This is a genomic window from Streptomyces sp. NPDC058231 (assembly GCF_042882275.1).
Taxonomy (GTDB): domain Bacteria; phylum Actinomycetota; class Actinomycetes; order Streptomycetales; family Streptomycetaceae; genus Streptomyces.
Genome location: NZ_JBHVWN010000025.1, coordinates 82,642 through 97,172, shown reverse-complemented (window position 1 = coordinate 97,172; position 14,531 = coordinate 82,642). Strand labels below are relative to the sequence as shown.

Below are 14,531 nucleotides of genomic sequence, written 5' to 3'. Positions count from 1 at the left end.
GGCGGGCGGCGTTGGCCGCCGCGCTCAAGCCGTCCTGAGACGGCAGTCGTCCGGCCGGTGCCGGGGCCGGCGCACGGCGAAGGGCCCGGGAGCACGTGCTCCCGGGCCCTTCGCCGTGCGTGCGAGCCGGCTCAGACGGTCTTGACGACCTCGTCGTAGGCGAGACGCGGCAGACGCGGGAACCAGGCGTCCTCGCCCGGCTTGCCGATGTTGACGACCATCAGCAGGCTGTGGTCGCCGTCCAGGAACTCCTTCTCGATGCCCGCGGCGTCGAAGCCGGTCATCGGGCCGGCGGCCAGGCCGGCGGCGCGGACGCCGATGATGAAGTACGCGGCCTGCAGGGCGGCGTTCAGCGAGGCGGCCGACTCACGGACCGGGCGCTCGGAGAAGAACGCGTCCTTGGCCTGCGGGAAGTGCGGCAGCAGGGCCGGGAGCTCCTCGTGGAACTCGTTGTCGGCGGCCAGGATCGCGACCAGCGGGGCGGTGGAGGTCTTCGGCTGGTTGCCCTCGGCCATGTGCTTCACGAGGCGCGCGCGGGCGTCGTCGGAGCGGACCAGGACGACGCGCAGCGGCGACTGGTTGAAGGCGGTGGGGCCGTACTTGACCAGGTCGTAGATCGCCTGGACCTGCTCCTCGGAGACCGGCTCGTCGGTGAAGGTGTTGGCGGTGCGGGCCTCGCGGAAGAGGAGGTCCTGGGCAGCGGGGTCAAGAGCGAGGGACATCTTGCGAAAACCTTCCGGGACATACGGGGGATCAAGCGGTACGACGACCGTAACCGAGCGGTAGGTTAACTTTCAACTAAAACCTGCCCCGGGTGATCCACCGCACAAAGATGCGGTGGGGTTCGTGCCCGGTTGGTGACTGTCGACGAGGCCCACAACCACCGGGCCCGCCTGATTCATTCCGGCGCCGGTCCGGCTCAGCCGGCGGCGTCGCCCTGCCCCTCCGGCTGCTCCGTCCCCGGCCGGGCGAGGGCCTCGTCCAGGCGGGCGCGGGCACCCTCCAGCCAGCGCCGGCACACCTTGGCCAGCTCCTCGCCGCGCTCCCACAGCGCCAGGGACTCCTCCAGCGTCGTGCCGCCCGCCTCCAGGCGCCGCACGACCTCGATCAGCTCGTCCCGCGCCTGCTCGTACCCGAGCGTGTCCGTGGCGGCAGCCGCCGTTGTCGCGTCGTCCGTCATGTGATCCACCCTATGTGTGAGCTACGACAACAGATCCGGGCGCGCGAGCACCCGGGCGGCAGGTGCGTCATTCGGCGACCCGCACGGTGAACTCGCCCTCCGACACCCGCGCCCGCAGCTCCTCGCCGGGCGCCCCGGCATCCGCGGGGGAGCGGACCACGTGTCCGTCCGGCCGCTGCAGCACCGCGTACCCGCGCTCCAGCGTCGCCGCGGGCGACAGCGCGACCACACGCGCCCGGGTGTGGGCGAGCTCCGAGTCCGCGCGGTCCAGCAGGTGCCCCAGTACCCGGCGGCTGCGACCGATCAGGGCGTCGACCTCCGCCGCACGCTCGTCGACCATCCGCTGCGGCTGCTGCATGGCCGGCCGGCCGAGCGCATGTGCCAGTCCCCGCTCCTCACGGTCCAGCAGCCCCCGTAGGGTCCGCAGCGCGCGGTCCCGCAGCTGCTGCACCCGGTCCAGCTCCTCGCCGACATCCGGCACCACCTTCTTCGCCGCGTCCGTCGGCGTGGACGCCCGCAGATCCGCGACCAGGTCGAGCAGCGGGGAGTCCGGCTCGTGGCCGATCGCGGAGACCACCGGCGTGCGGCACCCGGCGACCGTACGGATCAGCTGCTCGTCCGAGAACGGCAGCAGGTCCTCCACGCTGCCGCCGCCGCGCGCCACGATGATCACGTCGACGTCCGGCAGCCCGTCCAGCTCCTTCACCGCCTGGACCACCTGGTTCACCGCGTGCACACCCTGCACCGCGGTGTTGCGGACCTCGAACCGCACCGCGGGCCAGCGCCGCCGCGCGTTCTCCAGGACATCACGCTCGGCCGCCGACGCACGCCCGCAGACCAGACCGATCAGCTGCGGCAGGAACGGCAGCGGCCTCTTCCGGTCCAGGGCGAAGAGTCCCTCGGCGGCCAGGGATTTCTTCAGCTGCTCCAGCCGGACCAGCAGCTCCCCGATGCCCACCGGCCGTATCTCCGTGGCCCGCAGCGACAGCTGCCCGCGGGGCGCGTACCACTCGGGCTTGGCGAGGACGACGACCCGTGCACCCTCCGTCACCACGTCCGCGATCCGGTCGAAGACCTGTCGGAAGCAGGTCACGCTCACGGAGATGTCGTGCGACGGGTCGCGCAGCGTCAGGAACACCACCCCGGCGCCCGGCCGCCGCGACAGCTGGGTGATCTGTCCCTCGACCCAGACGGCACCGAGCCGGTCGATCCATCCGCCGATGAGCCGTGACACCTCGCCGACGGGCAGCGGAGCTTCCGCGGACGTATTGAGAGCCATGCGGGCGAGCGTATCCGCCGGTACGGACAACGCGGCAGTCCGACGGCGCGCGACAGGACGCCCCTATACGACCGGGCGGCGCCCCATTTGCAACGCCAGCACCACCAACCCCACAGCGAACCAGCAGACCCCCACCACCTGCGCGCTCGCGGACGCCTCCACGATCACCGCGATCAGCACCCCCGCGCCCACCACCGGCATCAGCACATGCCGCCACCAGCTCGGCGGACCCTCCATCCGGCGTACGGCGAACCAGCCGACCACCGACGCGTGCAGCAGCACGAACGCCGTCAGCGCACCGATGTCGACCACCGACACCAGATGGTCGAGACCGTCGTCGCGTCGCGCCGCCCAGACCGCCGCCACCAGCGTCACCGCCGCGGCCGCGAGGATCGCGGCCCGCGGCACCCCGGACCGCCCGTCGACCCGGGCCAGCAGCCCGGGCAGCCGCCGCTCCCGGGCCATCGCGAACAGCAGCCGCCCCGCGGCCGCCTGCCCGGCCAGCGCCGCGAACGCCGCCCCGATCGCCTTGCTGGCCGCCACCAGATCGTGCAGCCAGCTGCCGACCGCGAAGTCCACCGTGTCGTAGAACGCAGCCCCCTGCGCGGCCGGGTGGGCGGCCAGCTCCGCCGACGGCACCGGCTCCAGCAGGGCCGCCAGATAGCCCTGCGCCACGAACAGCACACCGGTCAGCACCAGGCAGAACAGCACCGCGCGCGCCACCTTCTCCGACCCTCCCGTGACCTCCTCCGCGAACGAGGCGATGGCGTCGAAGCCCAGATACGACAGCACGGCCACCGACACCGCGCCCAGCACCGCCGACGCGGAGAAGCCGGAGTCGCCGGTGAACGGCGTCCACCAGCCGCGCTGGGCGCCGTGCCGGACGAGCACCACCACCGCCGACACCACGAACACCACCAGCACCGCGGACTCCATCGCGAGCACCGCGAACCCGACCCGGGCGGCGGCCCGCACCCCCCACAGATTGAGCAGCGTGGTGACGACCACCGCGAGCGCCGTCCACACCCAGCGCGACACCGACGGCACCAGTGCGTTCATCGCGATCCCCGAGAAGAGATAGGCGACCGCCGGGATCAGCAGGTAGTCGAGCATCGCCATCCACCCGGCGACGAACCCCGGACCCTCCCCGAGCCCCTTGCGGGCATAGGCGAAGACCGAACCGGCCAGCGGGGCGACCCGCACCATCTGCGCGTAGCTGAACGCGGTGAAGGCCATGACGGCCGTCGCCGCGACGTAGACGAGCGCCACCGCGCCGCCCGACTTCGCGTCGAGCGTCCCGAAGACCCCGACGGGCGCCATCGGGGCGATGAACAGCAGTCCGTAGACCACCAGATCCCGGAACCCGAGCGTGCGCCGCAGCGCCGCACCGCCCGTACCGCTGCCGGCCATGAACCCTCCGTCGTCCGCACGGGCACGGTCGCGCACGCGGTGTGCGTCGCGCACGGATCAGTCTGGCCACCCGGCCGATCCCGCGCCTGTTCGGTACGGCCTTACGATGGGACGCATGACTGCTACGCCCAGCCCGTCGCCCGCCACCGGCCCGAGCGCAGCCGCCGCTCACCGCGGTGACGCCCGCCGAGTCCTGCTCGCCGCGCCCCGTGGCTACTGCGCGGGCGTGGACCGTGCCGTGATCGCCGTCGAGAAGGCCCTGGAGCAGTACGGGGCCCCGATCTACGTCCGCCACGAGATCGTGCACAACAAGTACGTCGTGCAGACGCTGGAGAAGAAGGGCGCGATCTTCGTCGACGTCACCGCGGAGGTCCCCGAGGGCTCCATCGTGATGTTCTCCGCGCACGGCGTCGCACCGACCGTCCACGCCGAGGCGGCCGAGCGCAGGCTCGCCACCATCGACGCGACGTGCCCGCTGGTGACCAAGGTGCACAAGGAAGCCGTCCGGTTCGCCAAGGAGGACTACGACATCCTCCTGATCGGCCACGAGGGCCACGAGGAAGTCATCGGCACGAGCGGCGAGGCACCCGACCACATCACGCTGGTCGACGGCCCCGAGGACGTCGCCCGTGTCTCCGTGCGCGACGAGTCGAAGGTCGTCTGGCTCTCCCAGACCACCCTCTCGGTCGACGAGACGATGGAGACGGTGGACGCGCTGAAGCAGAAGTTCCCGCAGCTGCTCTCGCCGCCCAGCGACGACATCTGCTACGCCACGCAGAACCGCCAGATCGCGGTGAAGAAGCTGGCCGAGGACGCCGAGCTGGTCATCGTGGTCGGCTCCAAGAACTCCTCGAACTCCATCCGCATGGTCGAGGTCGCCCTCGACGCCGGCGCCCCCGCGGCGTACCTGGTGGACTTCGCCACCGAGATCGACGAGGCGTGGCTGGACGGCGTCACCACCGTCGGCGTCACCTCCGGCGCCTCCGTCCCCGACGTACTGGTCGACGGTGTACTGGAGTGGCTGGCCGAGCGCGGCTACGCGGACGTCGAAACGGTGAAGACGGCCGACGAGTCGATCACCTTCTCGCTGCCCAAGGAGCTCCGCCGCGACCTGCGCGCCGAGGCCGCGGCACTCTCCGCGCAGTAGCCCGCACAATCACCCGGGGCGCGGCCGGTGCCCCGGGAAGTGGCGCGCGGCGCGGCGCGGGCCCGTACCGTGGATCACATGCAGATCTTCGGCGTGGACATCGGCGGATCCGGGATCAAGGGTGCTCCCGTGGACCTGGACCGTGGAGACCTGGCGCAGGAGCGCCACAAAGTACTGACACCGCACCCGGCCACGCCCCAGGACGTGGCCGAGAGCGTGGCCGAGGTGGTCGGCCACTTCGACTGGTCGGGACCGGTCGGCATCACCTTCCCCGGCGTCGTCACCGGCGGAGTCACCCGGTCCGCGGCCAATGTGGACAAGGCGTGGGTCGACACCGACGCCCGCGCCCTGCTCGCCAACCGGCTGGGCCTCCCGGTGACCGTCCTCAACGACGCCGACGCGGCAGGCGTCGCCGAGATGAAGTTCGGCGCGGGCCGCGGCCGCAAGGGCGCCGTGATCATGCTGACCTTCGGTACGGGGATCGGCAGCGCGCTCTTCGTCGACGGGCAGCTCGTCCCCAACACCGAGCTCGGCCACCTGGAGCTGAACGGCCACGAAGCCGAGAAGCACGCCTCCACGAAGGCCAAGGAGGACGAGGACCTGAGCTGGCACCACTGGGCGCACCGGGTGCAGAAGTACCTGGCCCATGTGGAGATGCTCTTCTCGCCCGAGCTCTTCATCATCGGCGGCGGAGTCAGCCGCAAGGCGGACAAGTTCCTGCCGCTCATCGATCACGTACGGGCCGAGATGGTCCCCGCGGAGCTGCAGAACAACGCGGGCATCGTCGGCGCGGCCATGGCGGCGGCAGGCAGCTGACCCGGCGGGCCGCAGGCGCTACCCTCTCGGACGCCGGGAGGGCCGCGCCGTCTGCGCGGCCAGCAGCATCCGCCGCTGGCGCTCCCGCATCAGCCGGACCTTCCGTACGGTGGCGATCAGCCCGGCGATGAGCGTGCCGCCGTACAGCCACCCGGCGTGGACGGCGAGCGCCGTGACGACGGCCATGGTCTGCCCGCCGATGCCGCCCGTGCCGCCGGAGATCGGAATCACACCGACGGCGAACGCGATCGGCACGCTGATCGGCGCCGTCACCAGGTCCGCGGGACCCACCCACAGCGCGGTCAGCGCGCTGACCGGCAGGAACAGTGCCCCGTACACGACCGAAGAGCCGTCGAACAGCAGCCAGTCGAGGCAGGCCAGCGCGAACATGACGGCGGCGGCGAACAGCCCCGCGCCGATGCCGGTGAGCCGCGGATTGGGCAGCCTGCGCAGCGCGAGGACGGCGGGCGGCACGGGCCGCGTCCGCCCTCCGGTCGCGTTCACCACCCGGTAGACGGTGGCTCCGTCGTCGAGGGTGCCCTGCGGGGACAGCGGGGCCTGCTGCGACGGCTGCCTGCGTTGACGGGGACGTGTCCTGGGCTGCTCCACCGGGACAAGGTAGGTCGCAATGCGGCAGGAAGGATGCGTTGGACACGCCCTTTGTATGACCTTCGCAATGAGTTCGATGCCACATGGCCGAACGGGCACCCGGCCACTCCCCGGCAGGACACGTCACTGCCCGGTTGTCCCCGCCCGTAAACTGGAGAATCGGCCCACCCATCCTTACTGCAGGAAGTCGCCAACGTGTCGCTCACGATCGGAATCGTCGGTCTGCCGAATGTCGGCAAGTCGACCCTGTTCAACGCCCTGACCAAGAACGACGTGCTGGCGGCCAACTACCCGTTCGCCACGATCGAGCCGAACGTCGGTGTCGTCGGCGTACCCGACTCGCGCCTGAACACGCTCGCGGAGATCTTCAACTCCCAGAAGCTGCTGCCCGCCACCGTCGACTTCGTCGACATCGCCGGCATCGTGCGCGGTGCGAGCGAGGGCGAAGGCCTCGGCAACAAGTTCCTCGCGAACATCCGTGAGTCCGACGCGATCTGCCAGGTCATCCGCGCCTTCAAGGACGAGAACGTCGTCCACGTGGACGGCAAGGTCTCGCCCAAGGACGACATCGAGACGATCAACACCGAGCTGATCCTCGCCGACCTCCAGTCCGTCGAGAAGGCCGTCCCGCGCCTCACCAAGGAGTCCCGCCTCCAGAAGGAGAAGGTCGCGGTCCTCGCCGCGGTCGAGGAGGCCCAGAAGATCCTCGAGTCCGGCCAGACCCTCTTCGCCGCGGGCATCACCGCGGGCACCGAGAAGGGCAGGCTCCTCCACGAGCTGCACCTCCTGACCACCAAGCCCTTCCTCTACGTCTTCAACGTCGACGAGGACGAGCTGGTCGACGAGGAGTTCAAGAACGAGCAGCGCGCCCTGGTCGCCCCCGCCGAGGCGATCTTCCTCAACGCGAAGATCGAGTCCGAGCTCATCGAACTCGACGACGACGAGGCCCTCGAACTCCTCCAGTCCATGGGTCAGGAGGAGCCCGGCCTCGCCACCCTCGGCCGCGTCGGCTTCGACACCCTGGGCCTGCAGACCTACCTCACGGCAGGCCCGAAGGAAACCCGCGCCTGGACGATCAAGAAGGGCGCCACGGCCCCCGAGGCGGCCGGTGTGATCCACACCGACTTCCAGAAGGGCTTCATCAAGGCGGAGATCGTCTCCTTCGAGGACCTGGTCGAGACGGGCTCGGTCGCCGAGGCCCGCGCGAAGGGCAAGGCCCGCATGGAGGGCAAGGAGTACGTGATGCAGGACGGCGACGTGGTGGAGTTCCGCTTCAACGTGTAGCGGCTGGCGTATCACCACGTCGCTGATCTCGCAAACATGCAGGTCAGATGGGGTCCGACTCTTCGGAGTCGGGCCCTTAGTTTTTTCCCGTGCTGGGATGGTGCTGGGATGGCTGACCCCTCGTCACCTGTCGTCATCCCTGGTCATCCGTACCGTGCTGGGATTGTGCTGGGACGCGGATGCGCTGCCGGTGCTGGGATCCACACCGGTGAGTGGCTGAACTGTGGAACGGTGGCTGCTGGCTCTGGCAAAGTGATCGGCACTGTTAGACGATTCTCGTGAGGAACTTGTGAGCACGCTCGGTCGCTTCATCTGGTCGATCGCTGACCAGCTTCGGGGCCCCTATCGCCCCAACCAGTACGGGACAGTGGTCCTCCCGTTCACGATCCTGAGGCGGCTCGACTGCATCCTTAAGCCTGATCATGCGACGGTGCGAGAGCTGGCAACGAAGTTCGAGAACCCGAACCGGCTCAAGGTCGAGGTCAAGAAGGCCACAGGGCGGACCTTCTACAACACCTCCAACTACTCGTTCGCAAACTTGCTGGAGGACGCGGACGGGCTGGCGGACAACCTGGCCGACTACATCGACCGGTTCTCCGCCGACGTGGACGTGTTCGAGTACTTCGACTTCAAGAAGGAGATCCTGGCCTTGGAGAAGGCCGGGCTCCTGCGCGAGATCGTCAAGTCATTCGGCAAGGTCGATCTCCACCCAGATGTGGTGTCGAACGCCGACATGGGCGACGCCTTCGAATACATCATCCGCAAGTTCAATGAGGCAGCGAACGAGACCTCCGGCGACCACTACACACCCCGCGACGCGATCCGACTGCTGGTCGACCTGCTCTTCGCGGAGAGGGACGTCGACCTCACCGAGGGCAGCATCATCCGATCGCTGTACGACCCCACCGCCGGCACCGGCGGCATGCTCTCCCTGGCAGAGGAGCACCTGCTCGCTGGGAACCCTGACGCGAAGCTGGGCCTGTACGGCCAGGAGTACAACCCGCAGTCGTACGCCATCTGCAAGTCCGACCTGCTCGCCAAGGGCCACTACGCGACCAACATCGCCTTCGGTAACACGCTCACTGACGACGCCTTCAAGGGCCGCCAGTTCGACTACTGCATGTCCAACCCGCCCTACGGCGTGGACTGGAAGCAGTACGCCAAGGCGATCAAGGAGGAGCGCGACTCGGCCGGCCCCTACGGCCGCTTCGCACCGGGCCTCCCCGCAACGTCCGACGGGCAGATGCTCTTCCTGCTCCACCTGGCCCACAAGATGCGCGCACCCGAGGACGGCGGCGGCCGCGTCGGCATCGTCATGAACGGCTCTCCGCTCTTCAACGGCGCCGCCGAATCCGGCCCCTCCAACATCCGCCGGTGGCTGCTGAAGAACGACCTCGTCGAAGCGATCGTCGCCCTGCCGACCAACATGTTCTTCAACACTGGCATCGCCACCTACATCTGGATCCTGGACAACACCAAGCACCCCGCCCGCCAGGGCAAGGTGCAACTGATCGACGGCACGTCGTTCTGGACCAAGATGCGCAAGAACCTCGGAGCCAAGGGACGCGAGATCAGCGACGCCGACCGCGCCGAGGTCGTGCGGCTCTACGCCGACTTTGAGGACGCCGATCCCGACTTCTCCAAGGTGCTGCGCAATGACGAGTTCGGCTACTGGACGGTCACCGTCGAGCGCCCCCTGCTGGACGAGGGCGGGAATCCCGTCGTCAACCGCAAGGGTGATCCGAAGCCCGACTCGAAGAAGCGCGACACCGAGAACGTGCCCTTCACCTACGGCGGCTCGACTGCTGGCGCGGCAGCGGAGCGCGAGGTCATCCAGGCGTACTTCGACGCGGAGGTGAAGCCGCACGTTCCCGATGCCTGGATTGACTGGGCCAAGACCAAGACGGGGTACGAGATCCCCTTCACCCGCCAGTTCTACAAGTACGTACCACCCCGCCCGCTCGCCGAGATCGACGCCGACCTGGAAAAGCAGGTCGCCAAGATCCTCGACCTGTTGCGGGAGGTGGAGCAGTGACGACCAAGCCGCCGCCCGACTGGCGTGAGACAACGGTGCGGCGTGTGTTGCGACCGCTGGACCGACCTGCCCGGTCGGGGCTCGGTGTCATCACCGCCTACCGGGATGGCACGGTCACTCTGCGTTCAAACCGCCGCGAGGACGGCTACACGTTCTCGGATACCGAGAACGGCTATCAGGAGATCCGGCCCGGCGACCTGGTCTTCCACGCCCTCGACGGTTTTGCTGGCGCCGTCGGCGTCTCTGACAGTCAGGGCAACGGTTCACCCGTCTACCACGTCTGTGAGCCTGTGGCGGGCGATGATCCCGCTTACCTTGCTCGTCTGCTGCGCCTCCTAGGCACCTCCGGCTTTCTCGCAACCCAGGCGCCGAACGTCCGCGAGCGCAGCGTTGACTTCCGTAACTGGGGCACCTTCGCTCGCATGCCTCTGGTACTGCCCCCTGCCGACGAGCAGCGTTCAATCGTCGACTACCTTGACCGCGAGACGGACCGCATCGACACGCTCATCGAGGAGCAGCAGCGGCTGATCGAGTTGCTCCACGAGCGCCGCCACGCGCTTGTTGACAGAGCCTTCGATACCCGGCCGCCCAATACCCGACTACAGCACGCATGCACGGATGTCGTCGACTGCCCACATACGACGCCGGAGGTTGCGGATGATGGCGTGTACGAGGCAGTCCGAACCGCCTCGGTCAGGAATGGAAAGTTTCGGCCGGGAAACGGCCTGCCCGTCAGTGCGGAGACTTGGGAGGCCCGGAACGCTGGAGGTGCACCGTCCGTCGGCGACGTGTTGTTCACCCGTGAGGCGCCAGCCGGTGAGGCATGCATGGTGCCAAATGAGCAGATTTGCCTTGGCCAGCGGATGGTCCTGCTTCGGATCAACGACGCAGTTTGCGTAGGAGAGTTCCTGCTGTGGCAGATCTACTCGGACCGTGTACAGGACCACTTCCTGCTCTCGGCAAACGGCTCGACAGTGGCAAACGTTCGGCTTCCGATCTTGCGCACAACACCGATCTGGCTGCCGAGTCTCGCGGAGCAACGCCAGATCGTTACGTACCTCGACGAGCAAACGACCAAGATTGACGAACTCGTTTCGGAGACTGAGCAGTTCATTGAACTCGCCAGGGAGCGGCGGTCGGCGGTGATCACGGCGGCCGTGACAGGACAGATCGACGTACGAGAGGCGGCGGCGTAATGGCCGACCACAACGAGGCGGTCTTCGAGAAGGAGATTTGCGAGTACCTCGAGGCGCGCGGCTGGCTGTACTCGGTGAACGACCACGACGGCGGCGAGTACGACCGTGAGCGGGCGTTGTTCCCGTCGGATCTGTTCGAGTGGCTGAAGGACACGCAGAAACCGGCGTACGAGAAGGCGCTGAAGGCAGCGGGGTCACAGGCGAAGTTCCTCGACGTGCTGACCGCGGCGCTGGACAAGCCGCTGGAGCACGGCGGTGGGACGCTGAATATTCTCCGCAACGGGGTGCAGTACATCGGTGGCGGCCGGTTGAAGATGGCACAGTTCCGCCCCGATACCTCGCTCAACGCGACCACTACAGCGCGCTACGAGGCCATGCGGGTGCGGGTGGTGCGGCAGGTGCATTTCTCGACTGCCGACCAGCGCACCATCGATCTGGTGTTCTTCGTCAACGGGCTCCCGGTGGCCACGGTGGAGCTGAAGACCGACTTCACCCAGTCGCTGGACGAGGCGATCAACCAGTACAAGCACGACCGCAACCCGCTGACGAACGGGCGCCCGGAGCCGCTGCTGTCGTTCGGTCACCGGGCGCTGGTGCACTTCGCGGTCTCCAACGGCCTAGCGGCCATGACCACGAAGCTGGAGGGGGACAAGACCCACTTCCTGCCGTTCAACATCGGCTTCGAAAGTGGTGCCGGCAACCCGCCTGGCGTGGACGACGGGTCGGCGACGGCGTACCTATGGGAACGCGTCTGGGAGAAGCACGCGTGGCTGAACGTCATCGGGCGGCTGATGATCGTGCAGACCAAGGAGGAGTGGGACGTCACCACCGGCACCTCGGTGCGGCGTACGAGCATGCTCTTCCCGCGCTTCCACCAGTGGGAGGCCGTCACGAGCATCGTCGCCGCAGTGAAGGAGGAGGGTGTCGGACACCGGTACTTGATCGAGCACTCGGCCGGGTCAGGAAAGACGAACACCATCGCCTGGACCGCCCACGGGCTGGCCCGACTGCATGATGCCGACGACAAGAAGGTCTTCGACTCCGTCATCGTGGTCGTGGACCGTACCGTGCTCGACTCCCAGCTGCAGGATGCGATCCGGCAGATCGACGGGAACAAGAAGATTGTCGCGACGATCAGTCCCCAGGACGTCCGCAAGGCCGGCGCGAAGTCGAAGTCGGGTCTGCTGGCGCAGGCGTTGAAGAGCGGCGAGCTCATCATCGCGGTGACAGTGCAGACCTTCCCGCACGCCCTGGAAGAGATCCGGACCGACGCCAGCCTGAAGGGCAAGCGATTCGCCGTGATCGCTGATGAGGCGCATTCCTCTCAGTCGGGGCAGATCTCCTCGAAGCTGAAGCAGGTACTGACGGCCGAGGAGCTCAAGGAGATCGAGGAGGGCGGGGATGTCGATGTGGAGTCGGTGCTGGCCTCGGAGATGACCGAGCGGGCCGAATCGGAGAACATCTCCTACTTTGCGTTCACCGCGACGCCGAAGAACAAGACCCTCGAACTGTTCGGCCGCAAGGGCCCCGACGGCAAGCCGCGCGAGTTCCACCTGTACTCGATGAAGCAGGCGATCGAGGAGGGCTACATCCTCGACGTCCTCAAGGGCTACCAGTCCTACGACACCGCGCTGCAGATCGCCGGCAAGGCCGAGGTCGGTGACGGAGGCGAGGTCGAGGAGGCTGCCGCCCGCAAGGGGCTGATGAGGTGGGTTCAGCTCCACCCGACGAACGTCAGCCAGAAGGTGCAGATCGTCGTCGAGCACTTCCACGCCAACGTCGCCTACCTCCTCGAAGGCAAGGCGAAGGCCATGGTGGTGACCGACTCCCGCAAGTCCGCGGTGAAGTACAAGCTGGCGATAGACGCCTACATCGCTAAGCGCCGAGCCGAGGACGCCTCGTACAACTACCGCACCCTGGTCGCCTTTTCGGGCGGGGTGACCATGCCCGAGGACGAGACCTGGCACAGCGACTGGGGCCCGCAGCCGTCGAAGGACGATGAATTTACCGAGGCCAACATGAACCCCGGCGCCGGGGCTGATCTGGCGGCCGCGTTCAAGGGCGACACTTACAAGATCATGCTGGTCGCCAACAAGTTCCAGACCGGCTTCGACCAGCCCCTGCTCTCGGCGATGTACGTCGACAAGAAGTTGTCCGGGGTCACCGCGGTACAGACGCTCTCGCGCCTCAACCGCACCCACCGCACCGCTGGTGGGGAGCAGAAGCGCAAGACGTTCGTCATCGACTTCGCCAACAAGCCCGAGGACATCAAGACGGCCTTCGAGCCGTACTTCAAGAACGCGACTCTGGAGACCGAGACCGACCCGTATGTCGTCGTCCACCTGGCCAATAAGCTCGCCCAGGCCGGGATCTACACCGAGGACGACGTCCGCAAGGTCGCCGAACTGTGGGTGACGCGGAAGGGCAACAATGCTCTCTCCGCGGCGATCAGCCCGGCGCAGCACGACTTCCGGCGCCGCTACGCGCGGGCCATCGAAGTGGAGGACAAGGTCAAGCTCCAAGAGCTCGACCTGTTCCGCAAGGACGTCTCCACCTACGTACGGCTTTACGACTTCATGTCCCAGATCGTCGACTACGGCGATCCCTACATGGAGATGCTCTCGATCTTCCTGCGTCTGCTGGAGAAGGTGATTGCCGAGTCCGCCTGGGCGGCCGACGTAGACCTCTCCGACGTGGTGCTGGTCGGGGTCAAGCACAACAAGGCGATTCCGGTCGACATCTCACTCGTGGGTGACGGGCAGCTGAAGGGCATCAGCGCCGCCGGTACGGGAGCGAAGAAGGATCCGAAGTACGTCGCGCTTCAGGTCGTCATAGACAAGATGAACGACCTCTTCGGTGCCGAGACGTTCGCTGCTTCCCAGATCAGGGAGTTCGTACAGGGCCTCTTGCAACTGCTGCTTGCCGACCCGAACCTGGTCCGGCAAACCAAGGTGAACTCTAAGAAGCAGTTCCTGGAGTCACAGGACTTCCAAGCCGCCGTCACGGAGGCAGTCGCTGACAACCAGGACGCTCACAACACGATGGCTGACTACTTCTTCACCGACGGGCCGGCGATCAACTCGATCATCGTGGCCCTCGCGGATGCCTTCTACGAAGCAGCGGTCGAGCCCTATGCAGTCGCCGGTAGCGTGGTTGCGGTTGACGTGGCACCTCCGGCGCCTTCGGCACCGCCACGCTGCCGAGCGCATCTGACGCTCTTGGACGACAACCCCAGTGTGGGGACTCCAGTACACGTGACACTGAAGCTGGTCGCTGAGTCCCAGCATCCCTGGGCTCGCCCCGGTGAGCGGCCCGCGCTGGACATCGTGGCCGTGCCGTTGAGCGGCGCGGAGGTTGCACCAGCCACGATGGCGTACCACCCTGGAGACACCGAATCCGGGCAGTTCCGCTTCACGGCCCTGGAGCCCGGCACACACCGGATCCGGTTCACCCTGGTGCATCACGACACAGGCACCGTCTTGCAGCAGGTGGAGTCCGACCTGTCCATCACGGAGACGAAGCCCAGTGGGTCGGGAAATAGACAGCCGCGGCCACGCACGGGGAGGGCCTGACTC

11 protein-coding genes are annotated in these 14,531 nt (G+C 67.5%); 6 read left to right on the top strand and 5 right to left on the bottom strand.

The window, feature by feature from the left end; genetic code table 11:
- Positions 1 to 131: 131 nt before the first annotated feature.
- The 4 genes from ACFVXE_RS18990 to ACFVXE_RS18975 all read right to left on the bottom strand — a co-directional run bounded on the left by ACFVXE_RS18990 (position 132) and on the right by ACFVXE_RS18975 (position 3,869).
- On the bottom strand, positions 132 to 722 hold the full coding sequence (locus ACFVXE_RS18990; RefSeq protein WP_389672344.1) for a malonic semialdehyde reductase: 591 nt from the start codon (positions 720 to 722) through the stop codon (positions 132 to 134).
- 197 nt (positions 723 to 919) lie between these two features.
- Complete coding sequence (locus ACFVXE_RS18985; protein WP_389672343.1) at positions 920 to 1,180, bottom strand: exodeoxyribonuclease VII small subunit; 261 nt, start codon at positions 1,178 to 1,180, stop codon at positions 920 to 922.
- Between the two features lie 67 nt (positions 1,181 to 1,247).
- Positions 1,248 to 2,459, bottom strand: a complete 1,212-nt coding sequence (gene xseA, locus ACFVXE_RS18980) for an exodeoxyribonuclease VII large subunit (RefSeq protein ID WP_389672341.1) — start codon at positions 2,457 to 2,459, stop codon at positions 1,248 to 1,250.
- A 63-nt stretch (positions 2,460 to 2,522) separates the two neighbouring features.
- The gene (locus ACFVXE_RS18975) at positions 2,523 to 3,869 is read right to left on the bottom strand and encodes an APC family permease (protein WP_389672353.1); all 1,347 of its coding nucleotides are present in this window, start codon (positions 3,867 to 3,869) and stop codon (positions 2,523 to 2,525) included.
- Positions 3,870 to 3,975: 106 nt separating this feature from the next.
- On the opposite strand from ACFVXE_RS18975, the gene ACFVXE_RS18970 reads away from it, so the two are divergent.
- The gene (locus ACFVXE_RS18970) at positions 3,976 to 5,016 is read left to right on the top strand and encodes a 4-hydroxy-3-methylbut-2-enyl diphosphate reductase (RefSeq protein ID WP_389672340.1); all 1,041 of its coding nucleotides are present in this window, start codon (positions 3,976 to 3,978) and stop codon (positions 5,014 to 5,016) included.
- 78 nt (positions 5,017 to 5,094) lie between these two features.
- Positions 5,095 to 5,832 carry a polyphosphate--glucose phosphotransferase gene (ppgK, locus tag ACFVXE_RS18965; protein WP_389672338.1) on the top strand — a complete coding sequence of 246 codons (738 nt, stop codon included), beginning with the start codon at positions 5,095 to 5,097 and terminating at the stop codon, positions 5,830 to 5,832.
- An 18-nt stretch (positions 5,833 to 5,850) separates the two neighbouring features.
- Here the strand turns inward: ppgK and ACFVXE_RS18960 are convergent, their stop codons facing one another.
- Positions 5,851 to 6,441 (bottom strand): DUF6542 domain-containing protein, encoded by a 591-nt coding sequence (locus ACFVXE_RS18960; RefSeq protein ID WP_389672336.1) that lies wholly within the window; start codon positions 6,439 to 6,441, stop codon positions 5,851 to 5,853.
- Positions 6,442 to 6,636: 195 nt separating this feature from the next.
- Between ACFVXE_RS18960 and ychF the strand changes: the two genes are divergently transcribed.
- From ychF to ACFVXE_RS18940, 4 genes are all read left to right on the top strand, one after another.
- Positions 6,637 to 7,725 (top strand): redox-regulated ATPase YchF, encoded by a 1,089-nt coding sequence (gene ychF, locus ACFVXE_RS18955; RefSeq protein WP_389672334.1) that lies wholly within the window; start codon positions 6,637 to 6,639, stop codon positions 7,723 to 7,725.
- A gap of 289 nt (positions 7,726 to 8,014) precedes the next feature.
- Positions 8,015 to 9,760, top strand: coding sequence for an N-6 DNA methylase (locus ACFVXE_RS18950; RefSeq protein ID WP_389672332.1), 1,746 nt, complete (start codon positions 8,015 to 8,017; stop codon positions 9,758 to 9,760).
- Positions 9,757 to 10,956, top strand: coding sequence for a restriction endonuclease subunit S (locus tag ACFVXE_RS18945; RefSeq protein WP_389672330.1), 1,200 nt, complete (start codon positions 9,757 to 9,759; stop codon positions 10,954 to 10,956). Before ACFVXE_RS18950 ends, ACFVXE_RS18945 begins: the two co-directional genes overlap by 4 nt.
- Positions 10,956 to 14,528: a type I restriction endonuclease subunit R gene (locus tag ACFVXE_RS18940; protein ID WP_389672329.1), complete on the top strand. Its 3,573-nt coding sequence runs from the start codon at positions 10,956 to 10,958 to the stop codon at positions 14,526 to 14,528. The genes ACFVXE_RS18945 and ACFVXE_RS18940 overlap by 1 nt, the downstream gene beginning before the upstream one ends.
- Positions 14,529 to 14,531 lie beyond the last annotated feature (3 nt).

Bases quoted from the DNA above. Each gene is read 5' to 3' on its own strand.
- ACFVXE_RS18990 (WP_389672344.1), bottom strand. From the start codon at position 722: ATGTCCCTCGCTCTTGACCCCGCTGCCCAGGACCTCCTCTTCCGCGAG.
- ACFVXE_RS18985 (WP_389672343.1), bottom strand. From the start codon at position 1,180: ATGACGGACGACGCGACAACGGCGGCTGCCGCCACGGACACGCTCGGG.
- xseA (WP_389672341.1), bottom strand. From the start codon at position 2,459: ATGGCTCTCAATACGTCCGCGGAAGCTCCGCTGCCCGTCGGCGAGGTG.
- ACFVXE_RS18975 (WP_389672353.1), bottom strand. From the start codon at position 3,869: ATGGCCGGCAGCGGTACGGGCGGTGCGGCGCTGCGGCGCACGCTCGGG.
- ACFVXE_RS18970 (WP_389672340.1), top strand. From the start codon at position 3,976: ATGGGACGCATGACTGCTACGCCCAGCCCGTCGCCCGCCACCGGCCCG.
- ppgK (WP_389672338.1), top strand. From the start codon at position 5,095: ATGCAGATCTTCGGCGTGGACATCGGCGGATCCGGGATCAAGGGTGCT.
- ACFVXE_RS18940 (WP_389672329.1), top strand. From the start codon at position 10,956: ATGGCCGACCACAACGAGGCGGTCTTCGAGAAGGAGATTTGCGAGTAC.